General features: G+C 57.7%; 13 protein-coding genes and 3 pseudogenes. 10 read left to right on the plus strand and 6 right to left on the minus strand.

All coding sequences use genetic code 11. From position 1 onward, the window contains the following. The first annotated feature begins 60 nt into the window (after positions 1 to 60). Entirely contained in the window at positions 61 to 579 is a 519-nt protein-coding gene (locus ACGYK4_RS16455; RefSeq protein ID WP_394457467.1) for a transcription termination/antitermination protein NusG, read from the plus strand. A gap of 15 nt (positions 580 to 594) precedes the next feature. On the opposite strand, the gene ACGYK4_RS16460 is transcribed toward ACGYK4_RS16455, so the two are convergent. Then, positions 595 to 1,896 (minus strand): glycosyltransferase family 4 protein, encoded by a 1,302-nt coding sequence (locus ACGYK4_RS16460; protein ID WP_394457468.1) that lies wholly within the window; start codon positions 1,894 to 1,896, stop codon positions 595 to 597. 592 nt (positions 1,897 to 2,488) lie between these two features. Here ACGYK4_RS16460 and ACGYK4_RS16465 point away from each other — a divergent pair. The 3 genes from ACGYK4_RS16465 to ACGYK4_RS16475 all read left to right on the plus strand — a co-directional run bounded on the left by ACGYK4_RS16465 (position 2,489) and on the right by ACGYK4_RS16475 (position 6,540). Next, positions 2,489 to 4,612 (plus strand): GumC family protein, encoded by a 2,124-nt coding sequence (locus ACGYK4_RS16465; protein WP_394457469.1) that lies wholly within the window; start codon positions 2,489 to 2,491, stop codon positions 4,610 to 4,612. A 955-nt stretch (positions 4,613 to 5,567) separates the two neighbouring features. Beyond that, positions 5,568 to 5,807: a transposase gene (locus ACGYK4_RS16470; protein WP_394457471.1), complete on the plus strand. Its 240-nt coding sequence runs from the start codon at positions 5,568 to 5,570 to the stop codon at positions 5,805 to 5,807. 484 nt (positions 5,808 to 6,291) lie between these two features. After that, the gene (locus ACGYK4_RS16475) at positions 6,292 to 6,540 is read left to right on the plus strand and encodes a hypothetical protein (protein ID WP_394457472.1); all 249 of its coding nucleotides are present in this window, start codon (positions 6,292 to 6,294) and stop codon (positions 6,538 to 6,540) included. Positions 6,541 to 6,956: 416 nt separating this feature from the next. On the opposite strand, the pseudogene ACGYK4_RS16480 reads toward ACGYK4_RS16475, so the two are convergent. Together ACGYK4_RS16480 and ACGYK4_RS16485 are read right to left on the minus strand one after the other, a co-directional pair. Beyond that, positions 6,957 to 7,363, minus strand: a pseudogene (locus ACGYK4_RS16480) (IS5 family transposase); the annotation flags it as partial. A 121-nt stretch (positions 7,364 to 7,484) separates the two neighbouring features. Then, a complete protein-coding gene (locus ACGYK4_RS16485; protein WP_394457473.1) occupies positions 7,485 to 8,165 on the minus strand; it encodes a hypothetical protein in 681 nt (226 codons plus the stop codon). 514 nt (positions 8,166 to 8,679) lie between these two features. Here ACGYK4_RS16485 and ACGYK4_RS16490 point away from each other — a divergent pair. Both ACGYK4_RS16490 and ACGYK4_RS16495 read left to right on the plus strand, forming a co-directional pair. After that, positions 8,680 to 9,975, plus strand: a complete 1,296-nt coding sequence (locus ACGYK4_RS16490; RefSeq protein ID WP_394457474.1) for an AAA family ATPase — start codon at positions 8,680 to 8,682, stop codon at positions 9,973 to 9,975. 3 nt (positions 9,976 to 9,978) lie between these two features. After that, complete coding sequence (locus ACGYK4_RS16495) at positions 9,979 to 11,106, plus strand: ParB/RepB/Spo0J family partition protein (RefSeq protein WP_394457475.1); 1,128 nt, start codon at positions 9,979 to 9,981, stop codon at positions 11,104 to 11,106. A 51-nt stretch (positions 11,107 to 11,157) separates the two neighbouring features. Here the strand turns inward: ACGYK4_RS16495 and ACGYK4_RS16500 are convergent, their stop codons facing one another. Next, positions 11,158 to 11,562: a LysR family transcriptional regulator substrate-binding protein gene (locus tag ACGYK4_RS16500; RefSeq protein WP_394457484.1), complete on the minus strand. Its 405-nt coding sequence runs from the start codon at positions 11,560 to 11,562 to the stop codon at positions 11,158 to 11,160. Positions 11,563 to 11,607: 45 nt separating this feature from the next. Then, entirely contained in the window at positions 11,608 to 11,871 is a 264-nt protein-coding gene (locus tag ACGYK4_RS16505) for a LysR family transcriptional regulator (RefSeq protein ID WP_394457476.1), read from the minus strand. Positions 11,872 to 11,874: 3 nt separating this feature from the next. Between ACGYK4_RS16505 and ACGYK4_RS16510 the strand changes: the two are divergent. Beyond that, positions 11,875 to 12,531 (plus strand): annotated as a pseudogene (locus ACGYK4_RS16510) (IS6 family transposase). A gap of 381 nt (positions 12,532 to 12,912) precedes the next feature. Then, a pseudogene (locus tag ACGYK4_RS16515) lies at positions 12,913 to 13,200 on the plus strand (hypothetical protein); the annotation flags it as partial. Between the two features lie 101 nt (positions 13,201 to 13,301). Here the strand turns inward: ACGYK4_RS16515 and ACGYK4_RS16520 are convergent. After that, the gene (locus ACGYK4_RS16520; RefSeq protein WP_231582182.1) at positions 13,302 to 14,441 is read right to left on the minus strand and encodes a tyrosine-type recombinase/integrase; all 1,140 of its coding nucleotides are present in this window, start codon (positions 14,439 to 14,441) and stop codon (positions 13,302 to 13,304) included. A 126-nt stretch (positions 14,442 to 14,567) separates the two neighbouring features. Here ACGYK4_RS16520 and ACGYK4_RS16525 point away from each other — a divergent pair, with 126 nt between their 5' ends. Together ACGYK4_RS16525 and ACGYK4_RS16530 are read left to right on the plus strand one after the other, a co-directional pair. Then, positions 14,568 to 15,452 carry a DUF1403 family protein gene (locus tag ACGYK4_RS16525; protein ID WP_394457477.1) on the plus strand — a complete coding sequence of 295 codons (885 nt, stop codon included), beginning with the start codon at positions 14,568 to 14,570 and terminating at the stop codon, positions 15,450 to 15,452. Positions 15,453 to 15,499: 47 nt separating this feature from the next. Continuing rightward, positions 15,500 to 16,111 carry an SMC-Scp complex subunit ScpB gene (locus ACGYK4_RS16530; protein WP_148380060.1) on the plus strand — a complete coding sequence of 204 codons (612 nt, stop codon included), beginning with the start codon at positions 15,500 to 15,502 and terminating at the stop codon, positions 16,109 to 16,111. Position 16,112: the final 1 nt, after the last annotated feature.

Here is a 16,112-nt window from a genome sequence, read left to right on the forward strand (position 1 = left end):
GCGCGCGCCATCGGCGCGCGCTTTCAATTGTCAGCGCAAGAAAAGACCAGAGAGCTATAGATGTCCGATACTATTAGATCAGGATGGTTCGTCGCCCAACTGCGCCCGCATGGCCTCGCCCAAGCACGGGTTCATCTTAAACGACAGGGGTTTGAGACATTCTCGCCCGTCCTTTTGCAAAGCCCTCACAACCGACCAAACAAGAGCAGCGCCGAGCGCCCGCTTTTCCCTGGTTATCTCTTCGTAAACTTCGATCCCAGCCAAACTGGCTGGACCGCCATCAACAGCACGCGAGGCGTTTCACGCCTCATTTTGAACGATCTCCGCCGCCCCAGACCACTTCCAGAAGAACTGATCCGCGCCTTACAGAACCGTTGCGATCCCGAAGAGGCTTACAAAGGTGCTGATGATCTGGAAGTCGGAGATCGCGTGCGCGTCCTCACCGGACCGTTTGCCGAACTCGTGACAAGGATCGAAGCCTTGCCAAGCGCAGAGCGCGTCGGCGTGCTGATCGATTTGATGGGCAGGGAAGTACGCTCCTCCCTGCCCCGCGCTCATGTGGCGAAGGTCACAGAGTGACCTTTCGCTCAGCGCTCACGCTGCTTGGGCGCTTCCCGCATCCCGCAGAAAGTGCTCATAAGCGATGACATCGTTGCGAAACTTCCCATAGAGAATCAGCGCACCCGTGCCCGCTGCTTTCGCTTGCAAAGTCCAATAAACAGTCGGACTGTCGCGGTAGATCAACACATCAAAGTTCTCCCCGTCCCGCGTATATGTCCCCGACAGAGGCGAGTTCTGCCGCCCCTCTATCTTACGGCTCAGCGACAGCGGCACGAAGCGGCGCGGCTGGCGGAAACGATGCGACGTAAAATATTTCATAGCAACGACATAGCCGAGCGCGAAAAGGGAAATATAAAGCGCAAGCGCGAAACTCGCCGCGATAGGTTGATCCCAGAGCAGGACCCCTGTGAGGATTGGCGCACCGAGAAACGGCAACAGAAGAAGGCTCGCCAAAGGGTTGTCGAACTGGCTACGCCGGCTGCGTTTCCGCAGTAGGGGCAAGGCGCGCACCGCGAGATGATGGAAATGCAACCGGTCCGGCTGGTCGGTCGCCTTGCGCGTCATCCGACGCCGCAGGATCGAGAAGAGCGTGTCACACACCGGCCAGAACAGCAAAAGCAGAACCGCCATCCCCGCGACCGAAGGGTTCCGCGCGACCAATACGATGCCCAGCCACGCCAGAACATGGCCGATCCCATAAGCCCCAGCATCGCCCAAAAAGATGCGCCCAAAGGGCCAGTTCAGCACGAAAAACCCGAGCATTGCCGAAACCAACAAACCCGCCACGATCTGCACATCCACATCGCCAGTGAAACTCGCGATCGTGAAAAACCCTACCGCTGCGCTCATACTATAAAGCGAAGAAAGGCCGTTAAGCCCATCGATCAGATTGAGCGCGTGGCAAGTACCAGCCGACCACAGGAGCGTGATGGCGATAGCGGGGAAGACAAAATAGGCCAGCGAGTTATCCACCAATCCCAGGTCCGGAACAACAGTACGCGTCAGCGCAATCGCCAGCCCGGCCGCAGCAAAAGCGGCCAAAAGTCGCGCGCGCGGGCTTACGTTCCGATAGACATCCTCCCGCAAGCCAACGAAAAAGACGATCAGCGCCGCCGCCAGCGACAAAAGCAGATCGCTGCTCAACTGGTCTGCATAATAGAAGCACCCAAAAACAAGCGCGACAATGATACCGATGCCGCCCACCCGGGGCGTGGGACGCGTATGAGTCGCTTGCCGCGCCCCCAGGTCACGCTCCATGTGCTCCTGGCTCATCAGTAAGCCGGGCCATGCAATGAAAAGCAGACCAATAGCCAAACTGGTCAGAAAGGTCGCCAACAAAATCCACGGTTCGAACAAAACTAGATACCCCTACAAAATAATACGCGTAATATCGTAAAACGATCTTGTCATACACCCTAAAAAGGATGCACTGGTGGGCTCCCCGTCAAGCGTGGAAGTCTACCACCATACACCAGCGTTTCCACAGAACTTCGACATGGTCTTCACGGTCATATTACGGCATAAGTCTTTAAAAGTAAAAGAAAATCCCCAAATTTTCGCTTCCTAAACTGAGCCTGAAAGGCAAGTGTAGGCAGCGTATCCCATTGCCATTTGAGACTTTAGAAAGCCGTACAGGGCTGACACAGGCTAAATAAAATGCAAGCTAAAATGGCCCTTTGACTATCTCCGCGATTCGCGCGCCTTAAGAAATGGCTGAAAGATTAAAATCTCACCTGCAGTTCTACCTCATAAGGTAGGGTAACGCCGGCACCAGTGGTATGACAAACAAAAACCGAAGTTCCTATCGCCTACCAAATGGCACACCCTGGCAATGCATGGACAGCTTTTTACCGATCTTTCATAGCATTACCAGACATACCGGTGTAGTTAACGGTCAACCAAGCGATTTGCGTGAGAATAGTATTTCATGAAACAGCGACAAGTATTTGCTGAAGGCACCCTTCAGGACCGTGATACCGATGACGAAATTGATCTTTCTAGCCTGCTCCGCACCCTTTGGCGCGGCAAACCGTGGATCGCGCTTTGTGGGCTGATAGCCCTGCTCCTAGGGGGCTACTATGCCTACGGTCTTGCCGTCCCTGTCTATACTGCCAAGGCCGCGATCGCGCTTGAAAGCCGGCAAGAACAGGTGATGGACATTGAGAGCGTCGTGACAGGGCTTGGTGGGGACCAATCGACAATCAATACTGAAGTTGAAGTGCTGCGGTCGCGCGGTCTCATCGAAGATTTGGTCATGGACATGGATCTTCTTGAGGACCCCGAGTTCAACACCCTCCTACAGCCCGCCCCCAGCTTTTCCATCGGTCAGGTCGTCGATTTTGTGCGCAGCCTCGTCTCCGAGCCACAGGAAACGCGACCGATAACAGAACGGGCTATTCTTGATTCTACTATCAACCAGGTCCTCGATTCCATCTCGGCTTCCAACCTGCGGCAGAGCTTTGTCTTCGAAATCACGGTGACCACCCAAGACCCCGATAAATCTGCCGCGATGGCGAACCGGCTAGCCGAACTCTACATCCAAGATCAGATTTCCGTAAAGTTCGAGAAGACCGAACAGGCGACGACTTGGTTGAGCGAACGCGTAAGCGGCCTCCAGATCGAACTGGAAACCGCGCAAGCGAAGCTCAAAGATTTCTCGACGAATACCCAGCTTGTAAACGCGGAAACCCTTGCCGCTCTCAACCGGCAGCTAAAAGACCTGCGCGACCGCCGCGCCACGCTTATCGGTCAGGCCGAAACGACAGAAGGCAGGTTGCAAATGTTGCAGGAAGCCCGAGCCTCCGGTCCTGCCGCGTTTGTGGATGTTGCAAATGATCCAGCCCTTAATCAGGTCTACCGGCGCCTCCAAGATGGGAGCGTAGGAGCAGAAACAGCCTTCGAGACCCGGGCCGAAGCCTTGATTACGCGGGCAGAGCTCGAAGCGACCCGCGCCGCCTCTCAACTCAACGCGATCGAAGCCTCAATCTTTGAGGTAACCACCCGGATTGACAATCAGTCCGAAGAGCTCGTCATTCTCGAACAGCTCCAGCGGGAAGTCGAAGCAAGCCGACTGCTCTACGAAGCCTTTTTGAGCCGCCTCAAGGAGACCAGTATCCAACAGGGGATCCAGCAGGCGGACAGCAGGATGCTAAGCCGGGCCGTGGTGCCATCCACGCCCTCCGCCCCCCGTAAATCTCGGGTTTTGGCCCTTTCACTGATCTTGGGGCTTATGGTCGGGGCCGGTGCCGTACTACTACGCGAGATGGCACAGAATACCTTCCGCACCCCGGAGGATCTTGAAGAGAAAACTGGCCATTCCGTCATCGGGCAGATTCCCAAAATTCCGGCCAAACATCGCCGGAACGTTTTGGAATACATCTCGCAGAAACCTAATTCGGCTGCGGCCGAGTCCGTCCGTAACCTGCGCACTTCGTTGCTTCTCGCAAACCTGGATAAACAACCAAAGGTGATCATGTCGACCTCTTCGGTTCCCGGCGAGGGTAAGACCACTCAATCCCTTACGCTTGCTCAGAACTTTGCCGGTCTCGGCGCCAAAGTACTATTGATTGAAGGCGACATCAGAAGGCGCGTGTTGGATGAGTATTTCAATCACGATCAAGAGCGCGGCTTCCTCTCGGTGATTTCTGGTGAAGTCCCGCTTGAAAAAGCCATCGTGCATGACGAAACGCTCAAAGCCGACATTTTGTACGGTGAAAAATCGAACATTAACGCCGCCGACTTGTTTTCATCGAACACTTTCGCTGACTTCATCAAAGGGCTTCGAGAGCACTACGACCATATCATCATCGACACGCCACCTGTCCTCGCCGTGCCTGACGCCCGCGTGATCGGACAGCTTGTCGATGCCGTGATCTACACCGTACACTGGGATACCACACCTCAGCGCCAGGTTCTTGATGGGTTGAAGTCCCTTCAAAGCGTCAATGTGCGGGTGAGTGGTTTGGTGCTAAGCCAGATCGACGGCAACAAAATGAAGCGCTACGGCTACGCCGATAGCTACGGCGACTATTCAAGTTACTATGACACATAATAACCTGAGCGAGGATGAGGGCCCATGCCCCTACAGCAAAGAAGCTGTAGAGGCAAGACCACAAACTTGAAGCATCTCAGCTTCAGGTATCAATCGCAGCAGATCGGCCTTAGCTTGCCTAATAAGCTATACAGTAGCTCCAATGTTTCCGTTCTCCGACTGCTACCTTGCCCGCGCCGACGCTAAATCTGACGCGACACAGCCCCACGGATGCCCTGGAAAAAATTCTGTAATACTCGAACGACTTTCTCGACCATTGCGCGGCAAGTGCGGTCAGACTGAATAATGAGAACGGCCACATCGGCCCGTTTGGCGAGGATTCGCGCTGTCGGTCCAAGAAGGATCGGTCGCAAGCTAAAGATCACCATCAGATAGGCTTGCCGCGTTTTCTTGGTAGCCAAGCCATTGGCACCGCGGTCTATGCGCCTAACTGCTTGCTTAAGCGGTAATCCCCCCGTCCCCCTCGGCACAGGCACGTAAGAAGAACGAAGAGGGTTTCGCGCGCGAAACCTCCCGGATTAATACTCGGACGCCAATTTCGCACGTGGCGGCGGATGCAGAGGCGTAAAGTCCCCTGCTATAACATCTGCGCAAGGAAAATGGACAGGAATACAACGGTTGAAAAAGCACTTCGTCTGTCGCAGGAGAAGGGCCTCTTACTAACTGAAGTAGCGCTGCATGATATCACGGCAGATGCGTATAGCCGTGGCCGTTTGTGTGAACAAGCATGCAATAGTTGCTCTGGCGCACATTGTGTGAAGTTTGACGGCCCCACTCCTACATTTTGCGTAGACGCTCAAGAAGATGATCACCACGACAATGCGTTTTGACACCAGCCTGTTGCCTGAAGGGCTTCGCGCCACCTTGCGAGTCGTCATGGTCGTCGGACCGGTCGATTTCAGGACCTCGTTCCCTACCTCGGTCGCGCGAAGGGGCGGTCGGCCTGCTCAGGCACTTGGACGCTGTCTTCGGTTATGTGTGTGAGCACGGATACCTTCCTCCGCGGGGCAGCGTCAGGCGTGCGGACCATGGCAATGAACCGCGCATCATCGGGATCGATGACTGGGCTTGGCGCAAAGGACAGCGCTATGGAGCGCTGATTTGCGATCTCGAACGCCGTGCCGTCATCGACCTGCTGCCGGATCGCGAGCCTGCGACCGTCGCCGCCTGGCTGCGCCAGCATCCGCAGACCTAAATCGTCGCGCGAGATCGGAATGGCGGATACTGACAGGCGATTTGTGAAGCACTTCTGATGCGACCCAAGTTGCTGACCGTTGGCATCTCATGCACAATGCGAGCGATGCGTTTCTGGCAGCGTCCGTCGAGCGATGTCGGACATACGAAGAACTGTCTGCCGCGCCGAGCTGGCTCCCGGTATTCTGACGGCGGCGGAACGCCTACAATTCGAAGGCTTTCAATGGCGTCAGAAAACCAATGTGCTGATCCAGCGGATGGGAGCGGAAGGCGTGCCCGTCAAGCGGATCGTCCGGGTCACGGGTCTAAGCTGAGGTCTGGTTCGGCGTGTCCTGAGCGTTGAACGGGACGACGTCTTCACGCTGCGGCAAAGCAGCCTGACCCCTTGGTTCCCGCTGCTCCAACAGTATTGGCAAGACGGATGTCGCAATGGCGCCGAACTTCCGCGCCGGCTGCGAGCGGACGGTTTCCAAGGAAGTCTCCGCGTGATCGGCGAATGGGCCACACGCCAGCGACGAGCTGAAGCTGCCATTCTGCAGGGCGCAGGCAAATGCCCTCCAAGTCGCAAGATCGCACGCATGATAACTTCTGGTCGGCAACATCTCTCGAAAGCTGACAGCATCTTCGCCGATCAGGTTGAACACGCTCTCCCTCAATTGGCGCAGGATCGCCGGTTTCTTGAGGCCTTCACTTCCATGGTCCGTAACGGCGTGGAAGACGGGCTGGCTGACTAGTTAGTTACGGCAAAGGCGTCTGGAGTGGCGGCTTTGCCTCGCGGTCTCTCTGCGGATTTCGGACCCGTCGAGGCGGCGCATCGTGAGCCCTGGTCCAACGGTCAGACAGAGGGCCGGATCAACCGGCTGAGAATGCTGAAACGACCGATGTACGGTGCCGCGGGTGTCGACCTGCTCTTGGCCCGCCTTCAGCATTCAGCGTGGAATACGCCATAGAAACTGAATCGGTCCCAAAATTGCTTGCTGATGGACACTCATTCAGACACGATCAAGCATACTACCGCTACGTTTTTAAGAGGGTAAATCCCGCGGCGGCTTCGCTCCAACCAAATAGTCCTGAATTAGCCGCGTGGGGTGAGATATCAAACGATGTAATCACTGACCTGTCCGGCTGTGACGAACAGGTCGATCGGTCATCCCTGACTGTCGCAGATGGCGTGCAGCTTGGTGTTCATGCCGCCCTTAGTTCGACCGATCAGGCGACCACGCCCCTTTGTTGGCGGCCATGCTGGTCGCCGCTCGGTGGACTTTGAGGTACGTCGCATCGATCATCACGGTCGTCTTCTCGCCGTGGTCTGCCGCCAGCCCGGCCATCATCCGCGCGAAGATGCCTTTTCTTGCTCCACCGCTTCCACCGGCTCTAGAGCGTCTTGTGAAGACCATAGGCAGCACGCGCATCGCGCCACCGCTAGCCATTGCGATTGACGAAGATAATCCCGCTCAGCGCCCTCTTGTCATCCACCCGGGGCTTCCCATGTGACTTGGGAAAGAAGGGAGCCAAACGGGCCATCTGCGCGTCGGTCAGCCAAAATAGATCGCCCATATCACCGCTCCATTTTCCGAGCGGTGATATGGGCGATCGAAATCAATGCATCCTGACCCTATGCAGCTTGCAATTGTATTGGCGAGCGGCATTCCCGGGAAGGGTAAGGCGGAACAGAATACTAGACAACAATCACGACCTCAGTGACATCCGCGTCCACCGCTTGACAGGCGGCGAGCGCTTTGGCCGTAAGATGGGTTTGTACGTAAGACCCGTGAAACCGGCTTGGCGCTCGCAGCGTCAGCCGCCCCCCTGCCCGCCCAACCCGGATCAAATTGCGCAGCCAACTTCCATAGACGTCTGGCGCTTCGGCATAAAGGATCGCCTGCGCCAAGGCCCACTCCGTGCCATCGCTCACATCAGGCTCCGGCACATGGCCTTTTACTGGCAAAGGCACAACCGGGCTTTCTTCGGGTTTCCCGCTCATGCGTAGATCGAAATCCGGTCCAACATTCGGCCACTCCGCCTGTGTCATGCTTAGAATGCGCTCTAGGTCGAGCCCATATTCCGTTACCCGCCCCCGCGCGCCTTGGCGCTTCACCACCAGCCAACCCAACCCGCGCAGCTTGGCCATCTCACGCTTCACTGTCCGTTCGTCGACAGACCACAGACGGGCAATCTCCCGCTGGCCAACAGCCAGTTCATCGCGTGCCCAGTTGTAGCGCGCCGTCATCAGCGTGATCATCCGCAGCACCAAACGCTGGTCGTGCTTATTGCGCGCCAAGGCGTATGCACCTAAAGCAGTCAGGATGTCATATTTGCGCGCAGCGTCGCGCTGACCTGCTGGTTTGACCAATTGCATGATTGCCCTCTGTCTGCGCGCTGCGCAGACGCTCTGTGCCTCAGATTGGATCTCTTGCCGGATCCTAGGTTGCAGTGAAAGACACAACGCCCTTCCGACCTCCCCCCTGATTTGCGTCCAAACCATCGATTCTGTCAAGAGGCTGATTTTGCCGCGCAGCAAAACCCAGTCTAAGACTAATGATTTTCAGGTATAAAGGTATTGGGGGTCATCAAGGGTGTCCCTCAATGTCCCAACTTTGTCACCCAATATCTAGCTCGGGGATCCGTGGTGTCCCCCCATATACGGCACCCGGTGCCCCCAGATGCGCTGACATGCAGGCGGGGAGAATCGGGTTCAACTAGCAGAAATGGCGGCTAACCATACGGGCTGTCCATAAATTATAGGGCTTTTCAATAAAGGCAACTTCAGCGTAAATTAGGAAAGATCAGTGATTAGCGTTCCGAAGTTCTCTCATATGGTTCCCCGCGGGGAACGCGAGGAACGGTAGCGGAGACAAAGATGAGGGGCGATCATGTACACCTACGCAGACCTGACGAAATTGCAGGCCCAATCCCTTAAGATGCAGGGGTTCATTCGGCAGCAGACCTACTCACCGGAAATGGAAAAGACTCTGCGCCGCTTTTCAAGTTGGGAAGTGGCTGAGCTGATCCTCAAGATCAATCCCTCCACCTTCCGCGGCCGCCTCGCGGCGGACCCGTCCTTGCCCGAAGGGCTGGTCGAGGAAGAGGGTCGGCAGCGATGGTACACGTTGGAAGAGATCAATGAGCTGCGGCGTAAGCTCAAGATCAAAGGCCGTTCCCTGATGCCGACCCGCCCTGCCGGCAAGCGGGCCATCCGCGCGGCCATTGCGAACTTCAAAGGGGGCGCGGGAAAAAGCACCGTCGCGCTACACTTCGCCCATGCTGCGGCCCTCGACGGCTACCGCGTGCTGGCAGTTGACTTTGATCCGCAGGCGACGCTGAGCCACTCGATGGGCCTGTCGGATGTCTCGGAAGAGGTCACCGTCTGGGGCGTCATGGCCCGTGACCTTATTCGCGAGACGGAGCGCATGAACGCGACGGCGGGCGGTGCTGAGAGCGGGACCGCCCTGCCCTACCGCAAGCTGCCGCCGTCGGTCACGGGCATGGGGTTGAACGACCTGCGGGCGACCGATTTCATTAAGCCGACAAGCTGGCCCACCATCGATATCATTCCAAGTTGCGCCAACGCGGCCTTTGTCGAATTTGCCAGTGCGCAGTATCGGCACCTCAATCCTGAATGGTCATTCTTTGCGGCAGTGTCGCGCTACCTCGACCAGTTGCCCGACGACGCTTATGACTTGATCGTCTTTGATTGCCCGCCCGCAATCGGCTATCAATCGATGAACGCGGTGTTCGCGGCGGACGTGCTCTATGTCCCCTCCGGCCCTGGCTATTGGGAATACGACAGCACTACGAGCTTTATCGGTCAGCTTTCGGAGGCCTTGGGGGATCTCAGCCGCTTTCGGGGGCGGCTGCCGTCGGGGACCAACCCTGACAAGGTTTTTGCTGACATTCGGTTTCTACTCACCCGGTTTGAGCCGAATAACGATCTGCACCGTGCGATGCAGTCAGCTTTTCATCAGGTTTTCAAGCCACATGTAGCAGAGTACCCGATCGAAATGACCCGCGCTGTTGAACAGTCGGGACGGTTTTTGTCGTCGATCTATGAAATGGATTACAGGCAAATGACTCGGGAAACATGGCGGCGGGCGCGTATGTCTTTCGACCGCGCCTATGATGAATTCCAAACCACGCTCGTGAATGCGTGGGAAGAACTGGAGGATTAAAAGATGGTCAAGAAACGTTCTGTCTTCGACATCAACTTTGAACTCGACGCGGAAGAGGACGCCGCAGCGTTCCCCGCGGGGAACCAGCCAGCCTTGGGGATCAAAGCCTATAATGTGCAGGGGCACCCGCCTCAAAATCAAGAACCGGCCCCGATACGGCGCGGACCCATGGCCAGCGCGATTGCGGAAACCGCCGAGGCGACCCATGCCCGCGCCAATGCCGAAGCGGCGATCCGGGCCGAGAACGACGCGCTGGCGCATGAACATGTTCGGCTTAAAAAACTTGGCTTGATCACGGATCTGATCCAGACGTCCGAAGTGCTGACCTCCAAGCTAACCCGTGACAGATCCGCCAATGCAGACCCTGAATTGGATGAGCTGAAAGACTCTATCAAGGACGTTGGGCTCTCAAACCCGATCCGGGTAGAGAAAACAGAACACGGCTTTGAACTTATTCAGGGTTACCGCCGTCTGTCGGCCTTTCGGCAGTTGGCCGAGGAGACAGGCGACCCCCGGTACAGCCGTATCCCCGCCGCGATGGTTCCCCGCGGGGAACCGCTTGTTGGCCTCTACCGCAAAATGGTCGACGAGAACCTGATCCGCAAAGATCTGTCCTTTGGCGAGATGGCGCACCTTGCGCTGTCTTATGCACGCGACGAGGGGATTGGTGCGGCAGAGGCGGTCTCATCGCTGTATGCTTCAGCCCTAAAACAAAAGCGGACCTATATCAGGCAGTTCGCCCGAGTCTTGGAGGCTCTTGAGGGTGCCGTGCGCTACCCCGAAGCAATTCCCAGGGCCTTGGGGCTGGACCTTTATAAGCTGATCGAGGGGCGTCCCGATCTGGTAAAGGATATCGCTGACCGCTTGAATGGGCATCCCGAGAGGGACAAGGATGCCGAATTGGGAATGCTCCGGGAGGCGCTGATTTTGCCAAAAAAGGCAGGCTCAAAGGGGGGCAAATCGGTATCCAAAACCTCCCTGAGGATGGGCCGTCCGGAAGGTGAGGCGCGGGTGACCGCTCTGGATGGGAAAGTCGAGTTGCGCTTGGAGCGTGACTTCTCGGCCATTCCAAAGGCGCGGCTTCAGCAAGGCATCGAGGCGTTCTTGGCAGCGCTTGATGCGAATGAATAAAAGGGAGGTTCCCGGCACTTCGGGGAACCTCCGTCGGACATAGTAAGGTTTTCAGCAATCAACTGTAGCCCGTGTGCGACGTCTGGATGCCGATTCCTTGGGCGTAATCCACCCCGCATCCGTCAGCGCCTTAGCGACAAGGTTCCAGTTGGTTAGCCCGCTGGGCAGGATTCTTAGTACCCGTTCCCCAAGGAAATCCGGCGGCATGATGACCTCTTTTTGCACAAGTGGATGGCTCTCATGGACAGCACAGACATGAGAGGCTGTGACCAGTAGCTCCTGCACGACACCCGGCGTTTCGGGGAAGGCCAGTGTCACCGCGAGATGGGTGAGATGGCTGCGCAAGCGGTTTACGATCTCGGAAGAGGAGAAGCTGTTGATAACCAGATCGGCTGACGGGAAGAGCGTTTGAAACTGGCGGACGGCGGGTTTGACGGTCCTGATCTGTTCGGCGATGCGGTCAAGCTGATCGAGGCCAACATGAAGTTTTTCGACCCCCTGTCAGAAGCGGCCAGCCGCTTCACTTGGGAGCAGGCGGCCCCGCACATGATTAAACAGGGTGAACCCCAAGGACGCCTCCAAATTGCCGATCAAGCGGCTGGCAGCGGGCTGCGAAACAGCCATTATCTTGGCCGCGCCGGTGATCGTGCCGCTGATTATGACAAAGCGGAACGCCTCCATCTGACGAAACTGCATGTTGCGGGCCGATGTTGTCACGTTAACGGCGTGAGGTTGCTGGTTCATTGATCTAGGCGTAGGCGGCATTCGATGCAGGCATTGAAAATCAACTATAAGCGCCACCGGTTTTCGCCCCAGATTATTGCTTATGTTGTCTCGCTCTATGTCCGGTTCAATTTGAGCCTGCGCGAGGTCGAGGAGATGTTGCTGGAACGTGGCGTGGACGTTTCGTATGAAACGATCCGACGCTGGACCGTCAAGTTCGGCCCCCTGATTGCCCACGTTATACGGTGACGGCAGCCGCGCCCTGGCGATGTCTGTCATCTGGACGAGGTCGTTGTGAAGATCGCGGGCCGGTCATACTGGCTGTGACGCGCGGTTGATCAACATGGCGTCGTTCTTGAGGAAATCCTTCAATCGAGAAGAGACAAGCGCGCCGCAAAGCGGCTTTTGCTCAACCTGATAAAACGCTGGGGTTTCGTGCCCGACAGGATCATTACGGACAAACTGCGCTACTATGGTGCCGCCAAACGTGAGGTGACTCCCGGCCTTGATCATTGGTCACATAAGGGGCTCAATAACCGTGCCGAGAACAGCCATTTGCCTTTCCGAAAACGAGAGCGAGTAATGCAGTCCGCAACCCGCAATCATTTCTCTGTCCCAGCCTGCCGTCGGTCCGCTCACACCATCCGCTACCATCGGCTCGAGGCTTTCGAGGCGTGGAAATCCACGGCAATTGCCCCTTGATCAACGTTCGGCATGCCAACTTGAAAAGTCGGCGAGTTAACGTGACAACACCCTTCATAAAACTCGGCACAGCCCGCAGATTGCAGCGCCTTGGACTGGGGCAGGGGGGCTGATCCTCTGTGGAAACGCGGGCACAGCCTATCAGGGACGTGAAAACGAGGCCGATTGCAATTTCATATACCGTTACTAAACGACCGTTTGTAACCAAATGCAAGTAGGTGCTCTCTCGTCGTGCTCGTCCAAAAACCTTTGGTTTCCTTGCGCTGAAAGCGATCTGAGAGGTTTCACCTGCAGTCGCGCGCGCGTACTATATAAATGGCGCAGGCAGCGGCCACGAAAACGCCTGGGCAATGTGCAAAAAATCAGTATTTTGCACACAAGATGACGCAAGCCTCTTCTTTGACTGATGATTACGGCGACCTCCTTATCACCATCGAGGAGGATGAAGAGGCTCACGAAGACGATCTCTGGTTTCTACCTAGGTCACTTGAAGAAGAACCGGATGATTTGCCTCCAGGGCCACGGGCGGAACCGCCCGACACTGCTGTCGTCGAAGACTGGGCAAAAGCAGAAGGCGTTCACGCTGCGCGACTGGCAAGAGTGGCTGGACGCCTGGGAGCTCTGGATGACCGGCTGCTGCGTGGCCCGGAAGGCTGGCGGCATCGCCTCGTGTCGCGTTTAGTTCCCGATTTCAATTGAAGCAGTAAGCTGAAACTGAAGCGCTGGAATTTCACCTTAGCGCTTCACCAATGGGTCAAGAATCCTGAGCTTCACAGCCCTGCGGCTTTGGTCAGGTTCACCCGGAACCTGTCGCGCCTGCGCTGATAGCGCCGGGTCATCTCGGCCGACGCATGTCCGAGTTGCTTTTGAACATAGCGCTCATCAACCTCTGCCGACGAGGCGAGCCCGGCACGCAAGGAATGCCCCGAGAACATTGCCAACCGTTTGGCTTCCGGCAAATCGGATCTGATGCCACTCTTCATAACGGTTGCCTTGATCAGTCGCGCTATGTGCTTGTCGGAAAGGCGGGACTCGAGGGCACGCTTGCCGTCCCGCGAGGTGCGCACGAAGACCGGCCCAAAGTCGATCTTCGCAAAGTGTAGCCATTGCTCAAGCGCGTGGACGGGACAGGTCTGGCCGCTTGAGCCACGCCCGACCTCAACCTCGCGCCATCCGGTCTTGGCATTGAGGGTGAGCAGGGCGCCGCCGTCGAAGACTTCGACCCAGCCGCCGGAGTCCGGTGTATCGTCCTTATGCACATCGAGGCAGACCACCTCCGACCGGCGCAGGCCACCTGCATAGCCCAAAAGCAAGATCGCCCGGTCTCGGAGCCCGCGGAGATCGTAGGAAAGGGTGGCCACCATGGCCTGGATGTCCTCAGGCAGGATCGCTTCCTTCTGGACCGGCGGGCGCGCATGCTTGCGTTTGATCCCGGCCAGAACGGTGGCGATATGCCGGTCCTTGCGATCAAGAGTGAACCCGCGCTGTCTGTAGTTCCAGGCAAGCCCCGAGAGACGGCGCTCGATCGTGGAGACCGAAAGGGTAGGGGCCTTCCCGGTTGGTGCAGCCAGATCAGCCACATAAAGTCCAATCATCTCGGGCGCGGGGGGCAGAGGTTCCGTGCCTTTCAACCGGCACCAGCGGCTGAAGTGTTTCCAGTCGGCCGCATAGGCCTTGTTCGTGTTCCCGGCTGTCGAGGCCTCGGCGTAGCCACGGGCGGTATCGATCAGCCGGTCGAGTGCGCCGGAGCCGGCCACATTGGCGGGCAGGGCGATTGAGGCTCGGTCCCGAGAGGTTCTCTTGTCGTGTTCGTCACCGTTCAACGAGTCATAGGACGCTGAGCTCGAAATCTCTGCGCCAGACGCGTCGGAATCCTCGATTTTGGTGCTGTTATTCGTAGGACTGCTCATGTTTTCGAGCATATCATTTTTACGCCCGATAATGCAAGATTATCGGACATCATGGCAAAAGATAGAGCGAGGCGTTTTCTGTGCTATTTTCTGGAGCAAAGCGCCGCGATGGTTTAGGCTTCAGTCATGACATTTGCCCGACCGGAACACTCCATCGACACAGACACTCTACCCCGGATGCCCGCATGGGTCACCTCGGCACGTCCTGAAGCCTTTGAAGATGTGGCGTTTTTATCGGGCGCGGCGCTGAACCACCTGCATCTTGTGTTGGGACGCGAAGAGGTCCCCAAAGCCTTGTTGCGGGATCGGCTGGCGCTGCGAGCGGCCGAGGCATGTGTCGGGTTTTCTGGTCGTCCGGAAAGAGCCCCAGAGCTGCGCGACGCGATTCATCTTCTGCGCCCTGGCGATCTACCTGGTCCCGCGGGGGAAACTTACCTTGCCTGGCGTCGCGCGGTGGAGCGGCCGGTGTCGATCAAGGCTCTGGGCCGAGCCTTGCCGATCTTGGAGTTGGGCCAGATTGCTACATGGCTCGATACGGGGAAGGGAGCGCCGGTGACCCGTGCCGCGATGGCGCTGGATGCTGTCCTGACGGAGGCACCCCGTGCCGAAGTCCCGGCGTTGATCCTCGCGGACGCCGCCCTCGCTCAGGCGCTTGGTTGGGATCATGTCGTGCCGCTGCTGGCCGCGGGTTTGAAACGCACAGACCTGCGCAAGCGGGGTGACGATTTGCGCCTAGCCTGTCATCGCGCAGTGACCGCATCCGCGGTCGAGGCCGCGCGTCTGGCTGTCGATCTCGCGCGTCGGGCTTCGCTTTTGAAAGGAGTTGCACCAAAGCTTCGGGCCAAGGGGGCAGGGGCGGCGGTGAAAATATTCCTGACGCAGGACGCCGTGGCGCCCAGTGCCCTGCCTTTGCCGGACCGCGCGGCGCGGCGGCTCTGTGACCGGCTTGTCGATCTCGGCGCGGTCCGTGAGCTAACCGGGCGCGACACATTCCGGCTCTACGGGGTGTAGCCATGAGCATGGACAGCGAAAGTGGGAACCGGTTTCGCGGTTCGGACATGCGACCAGAAAGGAAGTCGAAGGATCGACCAGAAGCTGAGCTTGATCGCGAGTTGCTCGACCTGCCACCGGAGTTGCGCTGGCGGGAATGGATGCGCCGGATCGAGGCCGTGCTGTTTGCCTCTGCCTCGCCTGTACCGCGCGAGGATCTGGCGCGCATAGTGGGGCAGGGGACTTCGGTTGATCTGCTGTTGGAAGACCTTGCCGCTGATCTGGAAGGGCGGGCGTTCGAGATTGCCATGGTCGCAGGGGGGTGGATGTTCCGGACGCGGCCTGTTTACGCGCCTGCGATCCGCGCCGCAGCGGATGTCGGAGACCAGTTGCTGGACCTGAACGAGTTCGACGTCGCGATTTTGGCGGCCATCGCCTACCACCAGCCGATCACCCGCGATGGGCTCAAAGACATCTTTGGCAAAGAGATCAACCGGGACCTGATCGGAAGGCTGCATGCGCAGGGTCTGATTGGAACTGGGCCGCGCGCGCCGCGTCGTGGTGCCCCCTATACCTTCGTGACCACAGACGCGTTCCTCGCAGCTTTCGGGCTGGAGAGCTTGCGCGACCTGCCAGACGCTGAACAGCTGAATGATGCCGGGCTGGCCGCGCGCGCCTGAA

Origin of the sequence: Sulfitobacter sp. 1A13368, from assembly GCF_043557275.1 — a bacterium.
Lineage (GTDB): Bacteria > Pseudomonadota > Alphaproteobacteria > Rhodobacterales > Rhodobacteraceae > Sulfitobacter > Sulfitobacter faviae.